Below are 14,475 nucleotides of genomic sequence, written 5' to 3'. Positions count from 1 at the left end.
AATCACTCGTCCGCGAGCAACGCGTGTCGCTCGGCGTCCAGGTCGCGAAGCCGCATACGCAGGGTCCGACCCTCTTCCGAGGCCGCGGGAACACGCTGAACCGCACTCAGCAATTCGGTCTTCTCGCGATCGATCGCGCGCCCCAGCATCCTTCGCGCGAGTGCGACAGCGGATGCCTGGGCCCTTAGCTCATCCCGCGCGGGAAACGGCGCAGCCAGGAGCTCGGCCGCCAGCCCGCGGTAGGGCTCACGAACGCCCTCGATCGCCGTCAGCGCCCATCCCGGCCGGGCGGGGTCGCCGGTCGCGATCGACTCGCGCACGGCCTCGAGCCCCGGGTGGCGCATCGGTTGGGCGATCGCGCGCATCCGCAGATCGTCGGGGATCGTGTGCCCGTATTGCAGGAAGGCCATGACGGCGTCGCGCTCCAGCAGCACCTCGGGAGTCCGCGGGAGATTCGCGAGCGTGACCGCCGCGACCGGCGGGGGCGCGCCATCCGCCGACGGGGTTTGACCGGCCGCGCGACCCGCGGCCTGATCAGCGCGCGCACCATCGCGTGCCGCGCCGCGTGCCGCACGCTCGACGGCGGGGCGGACCTCGTTCAGGTCCATGCCGAGTCGACGCGCCAGAACGCGGGTGTAGCCGGGCCGGAGCGACGGATCGCGGATGTCTGCGACGATCGGCGCCGCCGCGCGCAGCGCCCCGATCCGGCCCTCGACGCTCGCCAGGTCGTAATCGGCGATCCGCCGGTCGATCACGAACTCGTACATCGGCTGCTTGTGCTCGAGCAGGGCCCGGACGGCCGCGTCACCGCGGTGCAGGCGCAGGTCACAGGGGTCGAGCCCCTCGGGGGCGACGGCGACGTAGGTCTGGGCCGAGAAGCGCTTCTCTTCCGCGAACGCGCGGAGCGCCGCCTTCTGACCCGCGGCATCCGGGTCGAACGTGAAGATGACCTCGCCCGACGCCTTGTCGTCCCCCATCACGCGCCGCAGGACGGTGATGTGGTCGGTGCCGAAGGCCGTGCCGCACGTCGCGATCGCGGTCGTGATGCCCGCGAGATGACAGGCCATGACGTCGGTGTAGCCCTCGACCACCACGACCTGATCGGCACGCGAGATGTCGCGCTTGGCGAGATCCAGGCCGTAGAGCACCTGCGCCTTGTGATATATCGGGGTCTCGGGGGTGTTGAGATATTTCGGGCCCTTGTCGTCCTCGTACAGGTGCCGTGCTCCGAAGCCGACCGTCTGACCCGTCACATCGCGGATCGGCCACACCAGGCGACCTCGGAAGCGGTCGTACACACCACGCTGCCCCTGCGACATCAGGCCGGCGGTCGTGAGTTCCTCGCGGGTGAAGCCCTCGGCGGTGAGCGCCTTCAGCGCACTGTCCCACCCTTTCGGCGCATACCCGACCCCGAAGTGCGCGGCCGCTCCGGCGTCGAAGCCCCGCTCGCCGAGAAAGCGGCGGGCGGCCTCGGCCTCGGGCGTGGACAGCTGGCTCTGGAACCACGCCGCGGCCGTCTGGTTCGCCGCGTACAGGCGTGCCCGGCCGCTCGTCTCGGGTGCGGGACCGCCGCCCTCCTCGTAGTGCAGGGTGAACCCGATGCGGGCTGCCAGGCGCTCGACCGCGTCGGTGAACGTGACGTGGTCCATCTTCCGCAGGAACGTGTAGACATCCCCCGATTCGCCGCATCCGAAGCAGTGGTAGAAACCCACCTGCGGACGGACGTGGAAGCTCGGACTGCGCTCGTCGTGGAACGGGCACAGACCCTTCATCGATCCGACGCCCGCCGACTTCAGCGCGACACGCTCACCCACGATGTCAGCGATGTTCGTGCGGGCCTTGACCTCTTCGACATCCGCCTGGGAGATGCGTCCGGCCATCAGCTCCGCTCCGACCACGGACGCGACCCCGGAGTCCAGATGCCGAGGGCCCCGGCGTCCACCTCACCCAGAAGGCGCTCGTGCCACGACAGGGCGTCCTGGTCGGTCAGGCTCGCGACCTGATCCACGATGACCCTGCGACGTGCCGCATCGGAATCGGCGGTCAGGAAGTCACCGCGCAGCGCGGGAGTCAGCTGGGCCGGACCCGCCTCCCACAGCGCGGTCGCGAGACGCTTCAGCATGCGCCTCTGCTCTTTGTAGAGCGTCTTACGGCCATCGATCGACACCACGAAAGCGCCGACCATGCCCTTGAGCGCGGCGACCTCTGCCTCGACGACCCGCGGCACGACCACGTGCGCACCGTACCGCGTCAGCGTGCGCGCCGGATAGGCCTCACGCGTGGCGGTCGTCGCGGCGCGGGCGAAGCGTCCGATCAGGTCGCTCGTGAGGTTCTTCAGACGCGCCAGCGCGGGGCGCGACCCGTCGAACGAGGTGATCCACTCGGGCATCCGCGTCAGGCGGTACAGCGCGTCGTCGAGTTCGTCGCGGGCGAAGTCGAAGCCCACCCAGGCCTGCAACGCCGATACGAGCGCCTGATGCTCGGCGGGGTCCGAGAGACGCCGCGGGTCGAGGTATCCGTTCGTCACGGCGTCTTCGAAGTCGTGCACCGAATACGCGATGTCGTCCGCCAGGTCCATGACCTCGGCCTCGATGCAGCGCACTCGCCCGGGGGCGCCCTCGCGCATCCAACGGAAGACCGGCTCATCGTCGGCGTAGACCCCGTACTTGAGGCGTCCCCCGGCATCGGGAAGCGGATGCTCCGACGTCCACGGATACTTGCAGGTCGCATCGAGGCTCGCTCGGGTCAGGTTGAGCCCGAAGGTCTGCCCGTTCTCGTCGATCACCTTCGGCTCGAGCCGCGAAATGATCCGCAGAGTCTGCGCATTGCCCTCGAACCCGCCGATGTCGGCGGCCCAGTCATTGAGCGCGCGCTCCCCGTTGTGCCCGAACGGCGGGTGCCCGAGGTCGTGGCTGAGGCACGCGGCATCCACGACATCGGGCGCGAGCTCCAGCCATGTCGCGAGTTCACGGCCCACCTGCGCCACCTCGAGGGAGTGCGTCAGGCGGTTGCGGGCGAAGTCGGCCGGGCTCGCGGGACTCAGCACCTGGGTCTTGGCGGCAAGACGTCGGAGGGCCGCGGAGTGCAGGACGCGCGCGCGGTCACGCGCGAAGTCGTCCCGCTTCGAGCGATGTTCCTCGGCATGGAAGCGCTCGGTCGCGTGCACGTCGTAGCCATCCGTGCGAGTCAGCGCGGGTTCTTTTCTGGCATGAGCCGCCACGGTTTTATCCACCACGCCCTCATCCACCACTGTGGTGCAGCTCCGCTGCGGCGATCTCGCGGCTCTCCGCCGAGTCCACGTCGCGGCTCTCGAGCCAGCGGTCCGGAAGGGCCGGACGCTTGGGGGTCCCCGCACGCCCGCGCTGCCCCTCGGCCGCGGCGCCGGGGTACGGCGCGTCCAGGGGAAGCTCGGCGAGCAACTGGTCGATCTCGTCCAGGGTCGACGCCGTCGCGAGGCTCGCACGGGTCTCACCCCCCACGGGATAACCCTTGAAGTACCACGCGACGTGCTTGCGGATGTCGCGGCATCCGCGTCCCTCGTCCTCGAAGAAGTCGACCAGGAGCTCCGCATGACGGCGGAAGGCCCGGGCGACGAACGCCAGGTCGGCATCGACGGCGGGCGCATCCGCGCCGAACGCCGAGGCGAGTTCGCCGAAGAGCCAGGGACGCCCGAGGCATCCGCGTCCGACGACGACCCCGTCGCATCCGGTCTCGGACATCATGCGCACGGCATCTTCTGCCGACCAGATGTCTCCGTTGCCCAGCACGGGCACGCTCGTCACGGTCTCTTTCAGCCGTGTGATCGCCGACCAGTCGGCCTGACCCGAGTAGAACTGCGCCGCCGTGCGCGCGTGCAGCGCGACGGAGGCGACTCCCGCACCCTCGGCGATGCGTCCCGCTTCGAGGTAGGTCAGGTGGTCGTCGTCGATGCCCTTGCGCATCTTGATCGTCAACGGCACGTCCCCGGCAGCCTTCACGGCGCCCTCGACGATGTCGCGGAACAGACCGAGCTTCCAGGGCAGCGCAGCTCCCCCGCCCTTCTTGGTGACCTTGGGCACGGGGCACCCGAAGTTCAGATCGACGTGATCGGCATGGTCTTCGGAGACGATGATGCGCACGGCCTCGGCGACGGTGGCCGGGTCGACGCCGTAGAGCTGAATGGAGCGCGGGGTCTCGGAGTCGTGGTGCCGGATCAGGCGCATCGTCGTCTCGTTGCGCTCGACGAGCGCGCGGGACGTGATCATTTCGCTCACGTACAGGCCCGCACCGTACTCGCGGCACAGGCGCCGGAACGCCGTGTTCGTGATGCCCGCCATCGGCGCAAGCACGACGGGGACATCGAGAGCGAGCGGCCCGATGCGCAACGTCGGCGCGGAAGCAATGAGGCCGGACATTGTTCCATTCTCCCAGACAGAATGCGCGCCCCGCCTCGAAGCGGGGTCGTATCGTGGACGACATGACCAGTGAGACCGTTGTGGACATCCGAGACATCCCCTTCCACACCGCGGACGGAGGCACCGCTTCGCTCTCCGACTACGGCGACAAGGTCATCCTGATCGTCAATGTCGCCTCGAAGTGCGGCCTCACCCCGCAGTACGAGCAGCTCGAAGAGCTGCAGCGCACCTACGGCGACCGCGGGTTCACCGTGCTCGGGTTCCCGTGCAACCAGTTCATGGGCCAGGAGCCCGGATCGATGGACGAGATCCTCGACTACTGCGCCGTGAACTGGGGAGTCACGTTCCCGATCCTCGACAAGATCAAGGTCAACGGCGGCGGTGCGGCCCCGATCTACAAGGCGCTGAAGAAGGCCAAGGACTCGGAGGGCGCGCACGGCCCGATCATCTGGAACTTCGAGAAGTTCGTGCTCACGCCCTCGGGCGTCGTGCACCGCTTCCGCCCGACCGTCAAGCCCGACGACCCGGCCATCGTCTCGGTCATCGAGAGCAACCTGCCCGGCTAGATCACGCGCCGACGGGCTCTGATTCGCTCGAACCCGCGGTCTCGGCCCGCTCGGCCCACACCTGACGGGCGATCTGCGCGAACGCCTCCGCTGGCTGGGCGCCGCTCACGCCGTACTTGCCGTCGATCACGAAGAACGGCACGCCGTTGATTCCGTAGCTCTGTGCCTGCGCCTGGTCGGCACGCACATCCGCGAGGTACCGCTCGGATTCGAGGGCCTCTCGCGTTTCGTCGGCGTCGAGCCCGACCTCGGCGGCGAGAGCCACGAGGTCGTCGATGCGACCGACATGCTTGCCCTCGGTGAAGTAGGCCGCCATCAGGCGTTCGGCCATCTCGAGCTGATGTCCCTCCTGCTTGGCGAAATGCAGCAGCTCGTGCGCCTTCACGGTGTTCGTGTGCTTGAGCAGGTCGTAGCGGTAGGCCAGACCGGCGCCCGCCGCGACATCCGTCACGCGGTCGATCATCTCGCGGGCCTGCTCACGGGCGATGCCCTTGTGATCGGCCAGGTACGTGACCTCGTCGCCCTCGAAATCGACGGGAGTATCGGGCGACAGCTCGAACGAATGGTAGGTCACCTCGACGCGCGGGCCGTCGGGATCCGCGGATGCCTCCGCCAGCCCATTCTCGAGATTCCGCTTACCGATGTAGCACCAGGGGCAGGCGATATCGCTCCACACGTCGATCTTGATGGCATCCGTCATACCGAGCTCAACACCCGAAGCATCCGCGCGTATTCCCGCGGCCACATGTTCGAACTACGAGACGTCGGCGGCGCCGGGCGTATCGATCGCGCCGCCGAATCGGCGGTCGCGGTCAAGGTACAGCACGATGCCCTGCCACAGGTCCGTGCGCGAGAAGTCGGGCCACAGCGTGTCGAGGAACACGAACTCGGCGTACGCGGACTCCCACAACAGGAAGTTCGACGTCCGCTGCTCTCCGCTCGAGCGGATGAAGAGGTCGACGTCCGGCATATCGGGCACGTACAGGTGGCGGCGGATGAGCTTCTCGGTCACGGCGGAAGGACGGATGCGTCCGCGCGCGACATCCTCGGCGATGGCCCTCATCGCGTCGACGAGCTCGACGCGCCCGCCGTAGTTCACGCACATGGTGAGCGTGAGAACGTCGTTGCCCGCCGTCAGCTGCTCGGCGTACTGGAGTTCCTTGATGACGGAACCCCAGAGCCGCGGCTTGCGCCCCGCCCAGCGCACCCGCACGCCCCACTCGTTGAGTTGATCGCGCCGACGATGCAGCACATCACGGTTGAACCCCATGAGGAAGCGGACCTCGTCGGGCGAGCGGGTCCAGTTCTCGGTCGAGAACGCATACACCGACAGGTGCTTCACGCCCGCCTGGATCGCCCCTGCCACGACATCGAGCAGGGATGCCTCACCCGCCTTGTGTCCCTCGACGCGCGAGAGCCCGCGGCGATTGGCCCAGCGACCGTTGCCGTCCATCACGATCGCAACGTGCTCGGGAACCGACCCCGGTGCGAACGCGGGCGGGTACACGCCCGTCCAGTCGAGGGCACGATAGGGCACGGCGTCCTTGTGCGTGTACGGCTTGGGGCTCATCGAGGTCCTTCGAGGTGCGAGAGCGAGCGGATGCCCCGCTCGAGGTGCCACTGGGTGTACGCCGCGACGACGCCGGATGCTGCGGCCAGGGCACGCGGCGGCGCCGCGGCCACGACATCCCACTCCCCCGCCATCAGCGCGCCGAGCTGGCGGACGGCCTCGGGACCGATGCGCGCACTGCCCGGAGGGGCGCAGTCGTTGCAGACGATGCCGCCGAGCTGGGCGACGAAATAGTCGTTCGGGCCCGCGGCGCCGCACCGCGCGCACGCGCTGAGGCTCGGGGCCCAGCCCGACAGCGCCATGACCCGCAGCAGGTACGAGTCGAGGACGCTGCGCGATTCGTGCTCTCCGCGAGCGAGGGCGCGCAGCCCCCCGACGAGCAGCAGGTACTGCTGGGGGGTGGCCTCGGACTCGTTCAGGCGATCGGCGGTCTCGACCATCGCGTTCGCGGCCGTGAAGCGCTCGTAGTGCACGACGATGTCGGCACCGTACGAGCCCAGGCTCTCGGCCTGCTGGACGATGTCGAGGTTTCGGCCCACGTACAGCTGGACATCCGCCACCATGAACGGCTCGAGGCGCGCCCCGAACCGCGACGCCGTGCGCCGCACGCCCTTCGCGACCGCCCGTACCTTGCCGTGCCGACGACTGAGCATCGTGATGATCCGGTCCGCTTCGCCCAGCTTGTGGGTGCGGAGGATCACGACCTCGTCGCGGTAAGTGGGCACCGGTCCATTATCCGGCGGTGCGACGACACCGGGTCGCGCGGCTCGCCCGCGGGTGCCGGTCTCTGCCTCACTTTGTGTAGGTTATTCACTATGTCTGGCGTACAACTGCTCGATGATCTCCTGGCGATCACACATGCGCTGCAGGCTGACCAGGAACGTGAGCTGACGAAGCTGGGGCTGACGACGTCCCGCACCCACCTCTTGTGGATCCTGCACCACAATGGGCCCTTGACGCAGGCGCGGCTCGCGGAAGCTTTGGATGTCACGCCCCGCAATGTAACGGCTCTCGTGGACGCGCTCGAGAGCACCGGCTTCGCACGACGGTCCCCGCACCCCACGGATCGCCGGGCGCTTGTCGTCTCGCTCACCGAGCACGGCACAACGGTGATGACCACGATGGCAACCGCGCACGTTCACCTCGCCGGGTCGCTGGTGGAGGGTCTCGACCACAGCACCGTGAACGCAACGGAGCGCGGGCTGGCCCATCTGCGAGCCCGCCTCGAAAAGCTGGTGACCGAGGCTCGCCCGCGATGACCACCCCACAATCGTTGCGATCCGCGACACGCCCGCCCTCGCTCGGCGGTCGCCTCACCCGGCTGGCGCGGCGCGCATGGCACATGGAAGTGGGCGTATGGCTGAGCCTGTGGCGATTCATCACCCGCCGCCCTCGCGTCCCCGCAGGGGCCACCGCGTTCACCTACCATCGTCCGGTCTCGATGATCCTCATAGTGTTCTTGGTGTTGAGCGCGATCGAGATCCCGATCGTGGATCTGATCGTCCACCCCTGGCCATGGATCCGCATCCCCCTGCTCATCGCCGGCATCTGGGGCGTGACATGGATGCTCGGCTTGTTGTTGGGTTTTCTCACGCGGCCCCACGCTGTCGGCCCCGAGGGAATCCGCGCGCGCGTAGGCACGGACATCGACCTTGATCTCCGCTGGCACGATGTGGCCTCTGTGGAGCGTGCGCATGACGTCGCGGAGAAGACTGCCTCGGTCCGGCACGAGGCTTCGGGTCCTGTGATCGCGCTACGCATGCAGGACGAGACCAACGTGCTCGTCACGCTTGAACGGCGGATACCGATCCGAACACCGACGGCCGAACAGAGGTGAGCGGAGTTCGCCTCTGGGTGGATGATCTCGACGGCTTCATGTCCGCGGTCCGCACGCATATCCCATGACAATAGAGGGGTGGAACCCCTCTTCGTGATCCCCCTCTGGGCCGACCTGACCGCCGTGGCGCTGGGAGGCATCCAGGGTGCACTCTTCGCATCCGGCTTCCAGGGTCAGCGCCGCCTGGATCTGCTCGGGGTCGCGATCATCGGCATCGTGATCGGCATGGGTGGCGGACTCATCCGCGACCTGCTGCTGGGGTTGCCGCCGTCGACGCTCCAGAGCAACTGGTACCTGATCACGGCCGTCGCCGCGGCGCTCGTGGGGATGCTGCTGGCCGGCGTGTTCCGTCGCGTGAACGGCGTCATCGTCGGGCTCGACGCGATCGTGATCGGCCTGTTCGGCGCATTCGGAACGAGTAAGGCGCTCGCCGTCGGGCTGCCGCTCGTGCCTGCCGTGTTCGTCGGCGTTGTCGCGGCCGTGGGCGGATCGATCCTGCGCGACGTGATCATGGGGCTGCCCGTAGCCGTGATGCACGTGGGCTCGCTCTACGCGGTCGCCGCGGGAGCCGGATGCCTCGTGCTCGCCGTTTCTGCCTCGCTCGGGCTCGCGATCGTGCCGGCCGCGATCGCCGGGATCGTCGTGACCGCCGTCATCCGCGTGCTGGCCGTGGTGTTCGACCTGTCGCTGCCGGAGCAGCGCATGCTCTACCGCCGCCGCGTGGCCGCCGAGACCGGCGTGCTGCCGATCATCAAGCCCTGACGCACACACCCGCAGACCCGGGCTCCCTGCTGCTGCCCTGCACTGGGGCGTGAAAAATGCGGTGGGGCGCGTTCTTACGCGCCCCACCGCAATTGCCGCGCCCCACCTCGCGGGGGATCCCAGCCCACCGAGGCCTACCGATAGGCACGCCGGGCACAGGCCCGCGGGTGCAGGCGCGCGGGTACTGGATCAGACCGCGGAGACCAGCGAACGCTCGCGAGTGCGGATAGCGCGGTTGACGCCCGAGACGATCGCCTTGAGGCTCGCGGTCGAGATGTCGCCGTCGATGCCGACGCCCCACAGGCGCTCGCCCTCGACCTGCAACTCGACGTAGGCCGCGGCCTGCGCGTCGCCGCCGGCGCTGAGCGCGTGCTCGACATAGTCGTAGACGGTGACGTCGAAACCTTGGCCCCGCACGACCTCGAGGAACGCCGCCACGGGACCGTTTCCGTGACCGGATGCCTCGAACCGCTCGTCGCCGTCACGCAGCGTGACCTCGAGCGAGACATCCCCGCTCATGTCGCTCTGCGTGCGCGTCGCGAGCAGCTCGAACCGACCCCAGCGGGCGTCGGCCTCGTCGGCCGGCAGGTACTCGTCGCGGAAGATGGACCAGATCTGGTCGCTCGAGACCTCGCCACCCTCGGCATCCGTCTTCGCCTGCACGACACCCGAGAACTCGATCTGGAGCTTCCGGGGCAGATCGATCGCGTGGTCGCTCTTCAACAGATACGCGACGCCGCCCTTGCCCGACTGCGAGTTGACGCGGATGACGGCCTCGTACGAGCGGCCCAGGTCCTTCGGGTCGATCGGCAGGTAGGGCACGGCCCATTCGAGTTCGTCGACCGAGACGCCCTCGGCGGCGGCCCGGGCATCCATCGCCTCGAAGCCCTTCTTGATCGCGTCCTGGTGCGAACCGCTGAAGGCCGTGAAGACGAGGTCGCCGGCCCAGGGGCTGCGCTCGGGCACGGGCAGCTGGTTGCAGTACTCTGCCGTGCGCTTGACCTGGTCGATGTCGCTGAAGTCGATCTGCGGGTCGATGCCCTGCGTCAGCATGTTGATGCCGAGGGCGACCAGGTCGACGTTGCCCGTCCGCTCACCGTTGCCGAACAGGCATCCTTCGATGCGGTCGGCGCCGGCCAGGTACCCGAGCTCGGCGGCGGCGATCGCCGTGCCGCGGTCGTTGTGCGGGTGGAGCGAGATGATGACGTTCTCGCGGTGGTTCAGGTGGCGCCCCATCCACTCGATCGAGTCGGCATAGACGTTGGGAGTTGCCATCTCGACCGTCGCGGGCAGGTTCAGGATGACCTTGCGCTCGGGCGTCGGCACGAAGATCTCCATGACCCTGTTGCAGACCTCGGCGGCGAACTCGAGCTCGGTGCCCGTGTAGCTCTCGGGCGAGTACTCGTAGTACACCGTGGTCTCGGGCACCGTCTCTTCGTACTGCTTGCACCAGCGCGCACCCTGCTGGGCGATGTCGATGACGCCCTGTCGGTCGGTGCGGAAGACGACGTCGCGCTGCAGGACGCTGGTCGAGTTGTACAGGTGCACGATCGCCTGCTTCGCGCCCTTGATCGACTCGAAAGTGCGCTTGATCAGCTCTTCGCGCGCCTGCGTCAGCACCTGGATCGTGACGTCGTCGGGGATGAGGCCGTCTTCGATCAGCAGGCGGACGAAGTCGAAGTCCGTCTGGCTGGCGGACGGGAACCCGACCTCGATCTCTTTGTAGCCCATGCTGACGAGCAGCTCGAACATGATGCGCTTGCGCTCGGGGCTCATCGGGTCGATGAGCGCCTGGTTGCCGTCGCGCAGGTCGACCGCGCACCAACGTGGCGCCTCGGTGATCCGCTTGTCGGGCCACGTGCGATCGGGCAGGTGCACCGAGATCTGCTCGTGGTAGGGGCGGTACTTGTGTACCGGCATCCCGGAAGGCTTTTGGGTGTTCTCCATGATGTCGTCGCTTCTCTGATCGAACTTGTGGGGGCCAACGACAAGCTCCGCGACGAGAAAGGCCCTAGATCGAAGCCTCGTCGCGGCGGCTAAGGAGGAGAAGCCCGCGCAAACGCATGGGATCGATGGTAGCAGGATGTCTGGCGAGACGATCCCGCCAGCCGCGACACTCTCAGGTATGAGCCGTTTCATCGCCGTCGGTGCCGTGGCCGCCGCATCCGTTCTCCTGCTCGCCGGCTGTGCGACCTCGTCCGCGGGCTCGGGCTCGGGGGCGGTCGTGTGGGATACACCGTCGCCGCCCGCCGGCGAGGTGTCGGCACAGGGCACGGTGATGGATGTCGACGGCACGGTCGAACTGTGCCTCGGTGCCATTGCCGAGTCGTACCCGCCGCAGTGCAGCGGCATCCCGGTCGAGGGGTGGTCGTGGGACGGGATCGAGGGGTGGGAGACGTCGGGCGATGTGACGTGGGGCGCCTATGCCGTGCGCGGCACCTACGACGGCTCGACGTTCGCGGTGACCGGAGATCCCGTGATGCTGGCCCTCTACGACCCCATCGCGCCGGCGGATCCGACGGGCGGCAAGCCGGGAACGGCAACCGGGGCCGAGTTGACGGAGATGCAGGATGCGTTGCCGGCACTGATCGGCGACGGATTCTTGGCGTCGTACCCCGAGAACGGATGGCTGTGGGTCGATGTCGTGTGGGACGACGGAACTCTGCAGGCCGCGGCTGATGAGACCTACGGCGAGGGTGCCGTGGTCGTTCGCTCGGCGATACGTCCGTTCGACTGAGCCCTATTTCTGGGTCGTGGGCGTGTGTCGACGGCCCCGGCGGAGCTTGTACAGAGAATTTTCCGAGACACCCCGTTTGTCGCTCTTGATCGGGCAAAAACCGGGTCTCAATGTCGGTGACCCTCGTCAGAATAGAGGGTATGGAAGCACTGCTCGATCACCTCGAAGGGGCCATCGAGCAGGCGCGCGCTCATGTGACTCGCGCCCTCGGCGACGGGCAGATTCTGGCCGCGAGCGATGACCACGTGGTGCGCGCTCTGAATCTCGCGGCCGAGCTGCAGCGGCTCACCGACGCGGTGCTCGTGGAATCGGTCGGCGAGGTCGTACGTCGGTCGGCGGGCCCGGATCGCGACCTGAGGCTGACGGCGCGGCGCGGATGCCACGACGTGAGCGAGCTCGTGCAACGGGCGACGAGGATGGGTCCGGCATCCGCCGCTCGTCTGCAGCGCGGGGCCAAGGGTGTCGCACTGGGCGAGTCGTTGAGCGGCGGGGCGCTGCCCGCGCTTCTCCCCGCGATGCGCTCGGTGTTGTTGGAGGGCGAGGTCGGGATCGACGGGCTGGTCGCGGTGTCGGGGCCGCTCGAAGCGATGAGCCAGCGCGTGCCCCTCGAGTCGCTGCGGGTTGCCGACGCGGTGCTCGCCGCCGAGGCGAGTGGCACGGGTCCGGATGGCACGCCGCCCGCCTGCGCAGACCTGCTTCGCGTGCAGGCCCAGGCGTGGGCCGCGGCGCTCGATCAGGACGGTGCCGAGCCGAAGGAAGAACAGGCGATACGGATGCGCGGGGTCACGCTGGGCGTCGCGCGCGACGGTGTCGTTCCGCTGCGAGGCGCTCTGCTGCCCGAGGTCGCCGCCCAGTTCCAGCGGATCTGCGACGCGATCGGCTCGCCGCACGTAGGCGACGGCGTCTCGTTCCGCCCTGAGGGCGAGGGCGATTCCGGCTTCGCCGATGACCCGCGCAGCTCGGCACAGAAGCGGCACGATGCGCTGGCGACGGCTCTGTCGGTCGCGGCATCCAGCGAACAGCTTCCGACCATCGGCGGGGCCGCTCCCACGCTGGTCATCTCGGTCCGCGCCGAAGACCTCGTGTCCGACACGGGGTGGGCCCACGTCGACGGCATCGACGAGCCGGTTTCGGTGCGTGCAGCCGCGCACGTGGGTTGCGCCGGGGTGATCCAGCGCGTGCTGCTCGGTGGGAACGGCCGCATCCAGCGCATCGGCACCGAAGAGCGCGTGTTCAACCGGCACCAGCGTCGGGCGATCGCGCTCCGGGACGGCGGATGCATCATCCCGGGCTGCGGCGTCCGTGCCGCGTGGTGCGAAATCCACCACGTCACGGACCACGCCCAGTGCGGCCCGACCCACACCGACAACGGTGTGCTGTTGTGCTGGAACCATCACCGCTTCATCGACCATGGCGGGTGGAAGATCCGGATGAATCAGGGTGTGCCAGAAGTGATGGCTCCCCCATGGATCGAGCGAAGTCCCAGGTGGCGTCCGGTCACCACATCCCGCACGCGCCTGCTCGACCTGGTCGGTCGGCGGACGTAACGCAGCACCCCGGGGCACACCCGCTCGCATCTTGCACACGGAGACAGGCGATTACACGAGCACAGGCGGATACCGCACGTTTCTGCCCGCCCCGGTGTTTGCCTGCATTCGTGCCGACGGGCGAAACCGTACCTAGAAGCCCAGGCGGCCCAACTGCTTCGGGTCGCGCTGCCACTCCTTCGCCACCCGGACGTGCAGGTGCAGGTACACGCGCGACTTCATGAGCGGCTCGATCTGCGCACGCGCCCGAGCCCCGACATCCGCGAGCCGTGAGCCCCGGTGTCCGATGATGATGGCCTTCTGACTGTCACGCTCGACGACCAGGTCGGCGTAGACGTCGATCAGGTCCGAGTCCTCGCGGGGCAGGATGTCGGCGATCGTCACCGCGATCGAGTGCGGCAACTCGTCGCGCACACCCTGCAGCGCCGCCTCGCGGATGGTCTCGGCGATGCGGTCCTCGGTCGACTCATCCGTCACCACATCGGCGCCATAGAGCGCCGGACCCTCGGGCATGAGCGACAGCAGCTCGTCGGCGAGAACCTCGAGCCCCTCGCCCGCCTCGGCGGACAGCGGGATGACGGCGGCCCAGTCCTCACGCAACGCATCGACCTCGAGCAACCGCTCGGTGATCTGCTCGCGCGAGGCTGCATCCGTCTTCGTCACCAGCGCAACCTTCTTCGCCCGGCGATAGCCGTCGAGGGATTCCGCGATACGGCGGTCGCCGGGCCCGACCTTCTCGGTCGCCGGAACGCAGAACGCGATCACGTCGACGTCGCCGAGCACCTGGTCGACCAGGTGGTTGAGGCGCTCGCCGAGCAGCGTCCGCGGCTTGTGGATACCGGGAGTGTCGACGATGACGAGCTGACCGGCGGGGCGATTCAGGATGCCCCGGATGGCCCGGCGCGTCGTCTGCGGCTTCTCGCTCGTGATCGCGATCTTCTCGCCGACCAGGGCATTCGTCAGCGTCGACTTGCCGACGTTGGGGCGTCCGACGAACGTGACGAAGCCACTCCGGAGCGGAATCCCACCCGTTCCCGATCCGTCCCCCGCGCCATCGTGCGA

14 protein-coding genes are annotated in these 14,475 nt (G+C 68.3%); 6 read left to right on the top strand and 8 right to left on the bottom strand.

The window, feature by feature from the left end; genetic code table 11:
* Positions 1 to 2: 2 nt before the first annotated feature.
* From dnaG to dusB, 3 genes are read right to left on the bottom strand one after another with little or no spacing between them, the layout of a single operon-like run.
* On the bottom strand, positions 3 to 1,880 hold the full coding sequence (gene dnaG, locus CGU35_RS05565) for a DNA primase (protein WP_100811302.1): 1,878 nt from the start codon (positions 1,878 to 1,880) through the stop codon (positions 3 to 5).
* Positions 1,880 to 3,232 (bottom strand): deoxyguanosinetriphosphate triphosphohydrolase, encoded by a 1,353-nt coding sequence (locus CGU35_RS05560; RefSeq protein WP_374935767.1) that lies wholly within the window; start codon positions 3,230 to 3,232, stop codon positions 1,880 to 1,882. The genes dnaG and CGU35_RS05560 overlap by 1 nt, the downstream gene beginning before the upstream one ends.
* 7 nt (positions 3,233 to 3,239) lie before the next feature.
* Positions 3,240 to 4,394 carry a tRNA dihydrouridine synthase DusB gene (gene dusB / locus CGU35_RS05555; RefSeq protein ID WP_100810599.1) on the bottom strand — a complete coding sequence of 385 codons (1,155 nt, stop codon included), beginning with the start codon at positions 4,392 to 4,394 and terminating at the stop codon, positions 3,240 to 3,242.
* 62 nt (positions 4,395 to 4,456) lie between these two features.
* Here dusB and CGU35_RS05550 point away from each other — a divergent pair, with 62 nt between their 5' ends.
* Positions 4,457 to 4,960, top strand: a complete 504-nt coding sequence (locus tag CGU35_RS05550) for a glutathione peroxidase (protein ID WP_100811301.1) — start codon at positions 4,457 to 4,459, stop codon at positions 4,958 to 4,960.
* 1 nt (position 4,961) lies between these two features.
* On the opposite strand, the gene CGU35_RS05545 is transcribed toward CGU35_RS05550, so the two are convergent.
* From CGU35_RS05545 to recO, 3 genes are read right to left on the bottom strand one after another with little or no spacing between them, the layout of a single operon-like run.
* On the bottom strand, positions 4,962 to 5,660 hold the full coding sequence (locus CGU35_RS05545) for a DsbA family oxidoreductase (protein ID WP_100810598.1): 699 nt from the start codon (positions 5,658 to 5,660) through the stop codon (positions 4,962 to 4,964).
* A gap of 54 nt (positions 5,661 to 5,714) precedes the next feature.
* The gene (locus CGU35_RS05540) at positions 5,715 to 6,530 is read right to left on the bottom strand and encodes an isoprenyl transferase (protein WP_100810597.1); all 816 of its coding nucleotides are present in this window, start codon (positions 6,528 to 6,530) and stop codon (positions 5,715 to 5,717) included.
* On the bottom strand, positions 6,527 to 7,255 hold the full coding sequence (gene recO / locus CGU35_RS05535; protein WP_100810596.1) for a DNA repair protein RecO: 729 nt from the start codon (positions 7,253 to 7,255) through the stop codon (positions 6,527 to 6,529). The genes CGU35_RS05540 and recO overlap by 4 nt, the downstream gene beginning before the upstream one ends.
* Positions 7,256 to 7,345: 90 nt before the next feature.
* Between recO and CGU35_RS05530 the strand changes: the two genes are divergently transcribed.
* From CGU35_RS05530 to CGU35_RS05520, 3 genes are all read left to right on the top strand, one after another.
* Positions 7,346 to 7,789 carry a MarR family winged helix-turn-helix transcriptional regulator gene (locus tag CGU35_RS05530; protein WP_100810595.1) on the top strand — a complete coding sequence of 148 codons (444 nt, stop codon included), beginning with the start codon at positions 7,346 to 7,348 and terminating at the stop codon, positions 7,787 to 7,789.
* Positions 7,790 to 7,995: 206 nt separating this feature from the next.
* Positions 7,996 to 8,367: a hypothetical protein gene (locus CGU35_RS18510; protein WP_232711160.1), complete on the top strand. Its 372-nt coding sequence runs from the start codon at positions 7,996 to 7,998 to the stop codon at positions 8,365 to 8,367.
* Between the two features lie 21 nt (positions 8,368 to 8,388).
* Entirely contained in the window at positions 8,389 to 9,129 is a 741-nt protein-coding gene (locus tag CGU35_RS05520) for a trimeric intracellular cation channel family protein (protein ID WP_100810594.1), read from the top strand.
* A 189-nt stretch (positions 9,130 to 9,318) separates the two neighbouring features.
* On the opposite strand, the gene leuA is transcribed toward CGU35_RS05520, so the two are convergent.
* On the bottom strand, positions 9,319 to 11,076 hold the full coding sequence (gene leuA, locus CGU35_RS05515; RefSeq protein WP_100810593.1) for a 2-isopropylmalate synthase: 1,758 nt from the start codon (positions 11,074 to 11,076) through the stop codon (positions 9,319 to 9,321).
* 178 nt (positions 11,077 to 11,254) lie between these two features.
* Between leuA and CGU35_RS05510 the strand changes: the two genes are divergently transcribed.
* Together CGU35_RS05510 and CGU35_RS05505 are read left to right on the top strand one after the other, a co-directional pair.
* Positions 11,255 to 11,866, top strand: coding sequence for a hypothetical protein (locus CGU35_RS05510; protein WP_100810592.1), 612 nt, complete (start codon positions 11,255 to 11,257; stop codon positions 11,864 to 11,866).
* 140 nt (positions 11,867 to 12,006) lie between these two features.
* The gene (locus CGU35_RS05505; protein ID WP_157813908.1) at positions 12,007 to 13,413 is read left to right on the top strand and encodes an HNH endonuclease signature motif containing protein; all 1,407 of its coding nucleotides are present in this window, start codon (positions 12,007 to 12,009) and stop codon (positions 13,411 to 13,413) included.
* Between the two features lie 132 nt (positions 13,414 to 13,545).
* Here the strand turns inward: CGU35_RS05505 and era are convergent, their stop codons facing one another.
* Positions 13,546 to 14,436, bottom strand: a complete 891-nt coding sequence (gene era / locus CGU35_RS05500) for a GTPase Era (RefSeq protein WP_100811300.1) — start codon at positions 14,434 to 14,436, stop codon at positions 13,546 to 13,548.
* Positions 14,437 to 14,475: the final 39 nt, after the last annotated feature.

The organism is Microbacterium sp. BR1, assembly GCF_002812725.1.
Lineage (GTDB): Bacteria > Actinomycetota > Actinomycetes > Actinomycetales > Microbacteriaceae > Microbacterium.
Note: the sequence above shows the minus strand (reverse complement) of the source record. Positions and strands in the feature narration are given on the sequence as shown.

Bases quoted from the DNA above. Each gene is read 5' to 3' on its own strand.
- dnaG (WP_100811302.1), bottom strand. From the start codon at position 1,880: ATGGCCGGACGCATCTCCCAGGCGGATGTCGAAGAGGTCAAGGCCCGC.
- dusB (WP_100810599.1), bottom strand. From the start codon at position 4,394: ATGTCCGGCCTCATTGCTTCCGCGCCGACGTTGCGCATCGGGCCGCTC.
- CGU35_RS05550 (WP_100811301.1), top strand. From the start codon at position 4,457: ATGACCAGTGAGACCGTTGTGGACATCCGAGACATCCCCTTCCACACC.
- CGU35_RS05545 (WP_100810598.1), bottom strand. From the start codon at position 5,660: ATGACGGATGCCATCAAGATCGACGTGTGGAGCGATATCGCCTGCCCC.
- CGU35_RS05540 (WP_100810597.1), bottom strand. From the start codon at position 6,530: ATGAGCCCCAAGCCGTACACGCACAAGGACGCCGTGCCCTATCGTGCC.
- CGU35_RS05530 (WP_100810595.1), top strand. From the start codon at position 7,346: ATGTCTGGCGTACAACTGCTCGATGATCTCCTGGCGATCACACATGCG.
- CGU35_RS05520 (WP_100810594.1), top strand. From the start codon at position 8,389: ATGATCTCGACGGCTTCATGTCCGCGGTCCGCACGCATATCCCATGAC.
- leuA (WP_100810593.1), bottom strand. From the start codon at position 11,076: ATGGAGAACACCCAAAAGCCTTCCGGGATGCCGGTACACAAGTACCGC.
- CGU35_RS05510 (WP_100810592.1), top strand. From the start codon at position 11,255: ATGAGCCGTTTCATCGCCGTCGGTGCCGTGGCCGCCGCATCCGTTCTC.
- CGU35_RS05505 (WP_157813908.1), top strand. From the start codon at position 12,007: ATGGAAGCACTGCTCGATCACCTCGAAGGGGCCATCGAGCAGGCGCGC.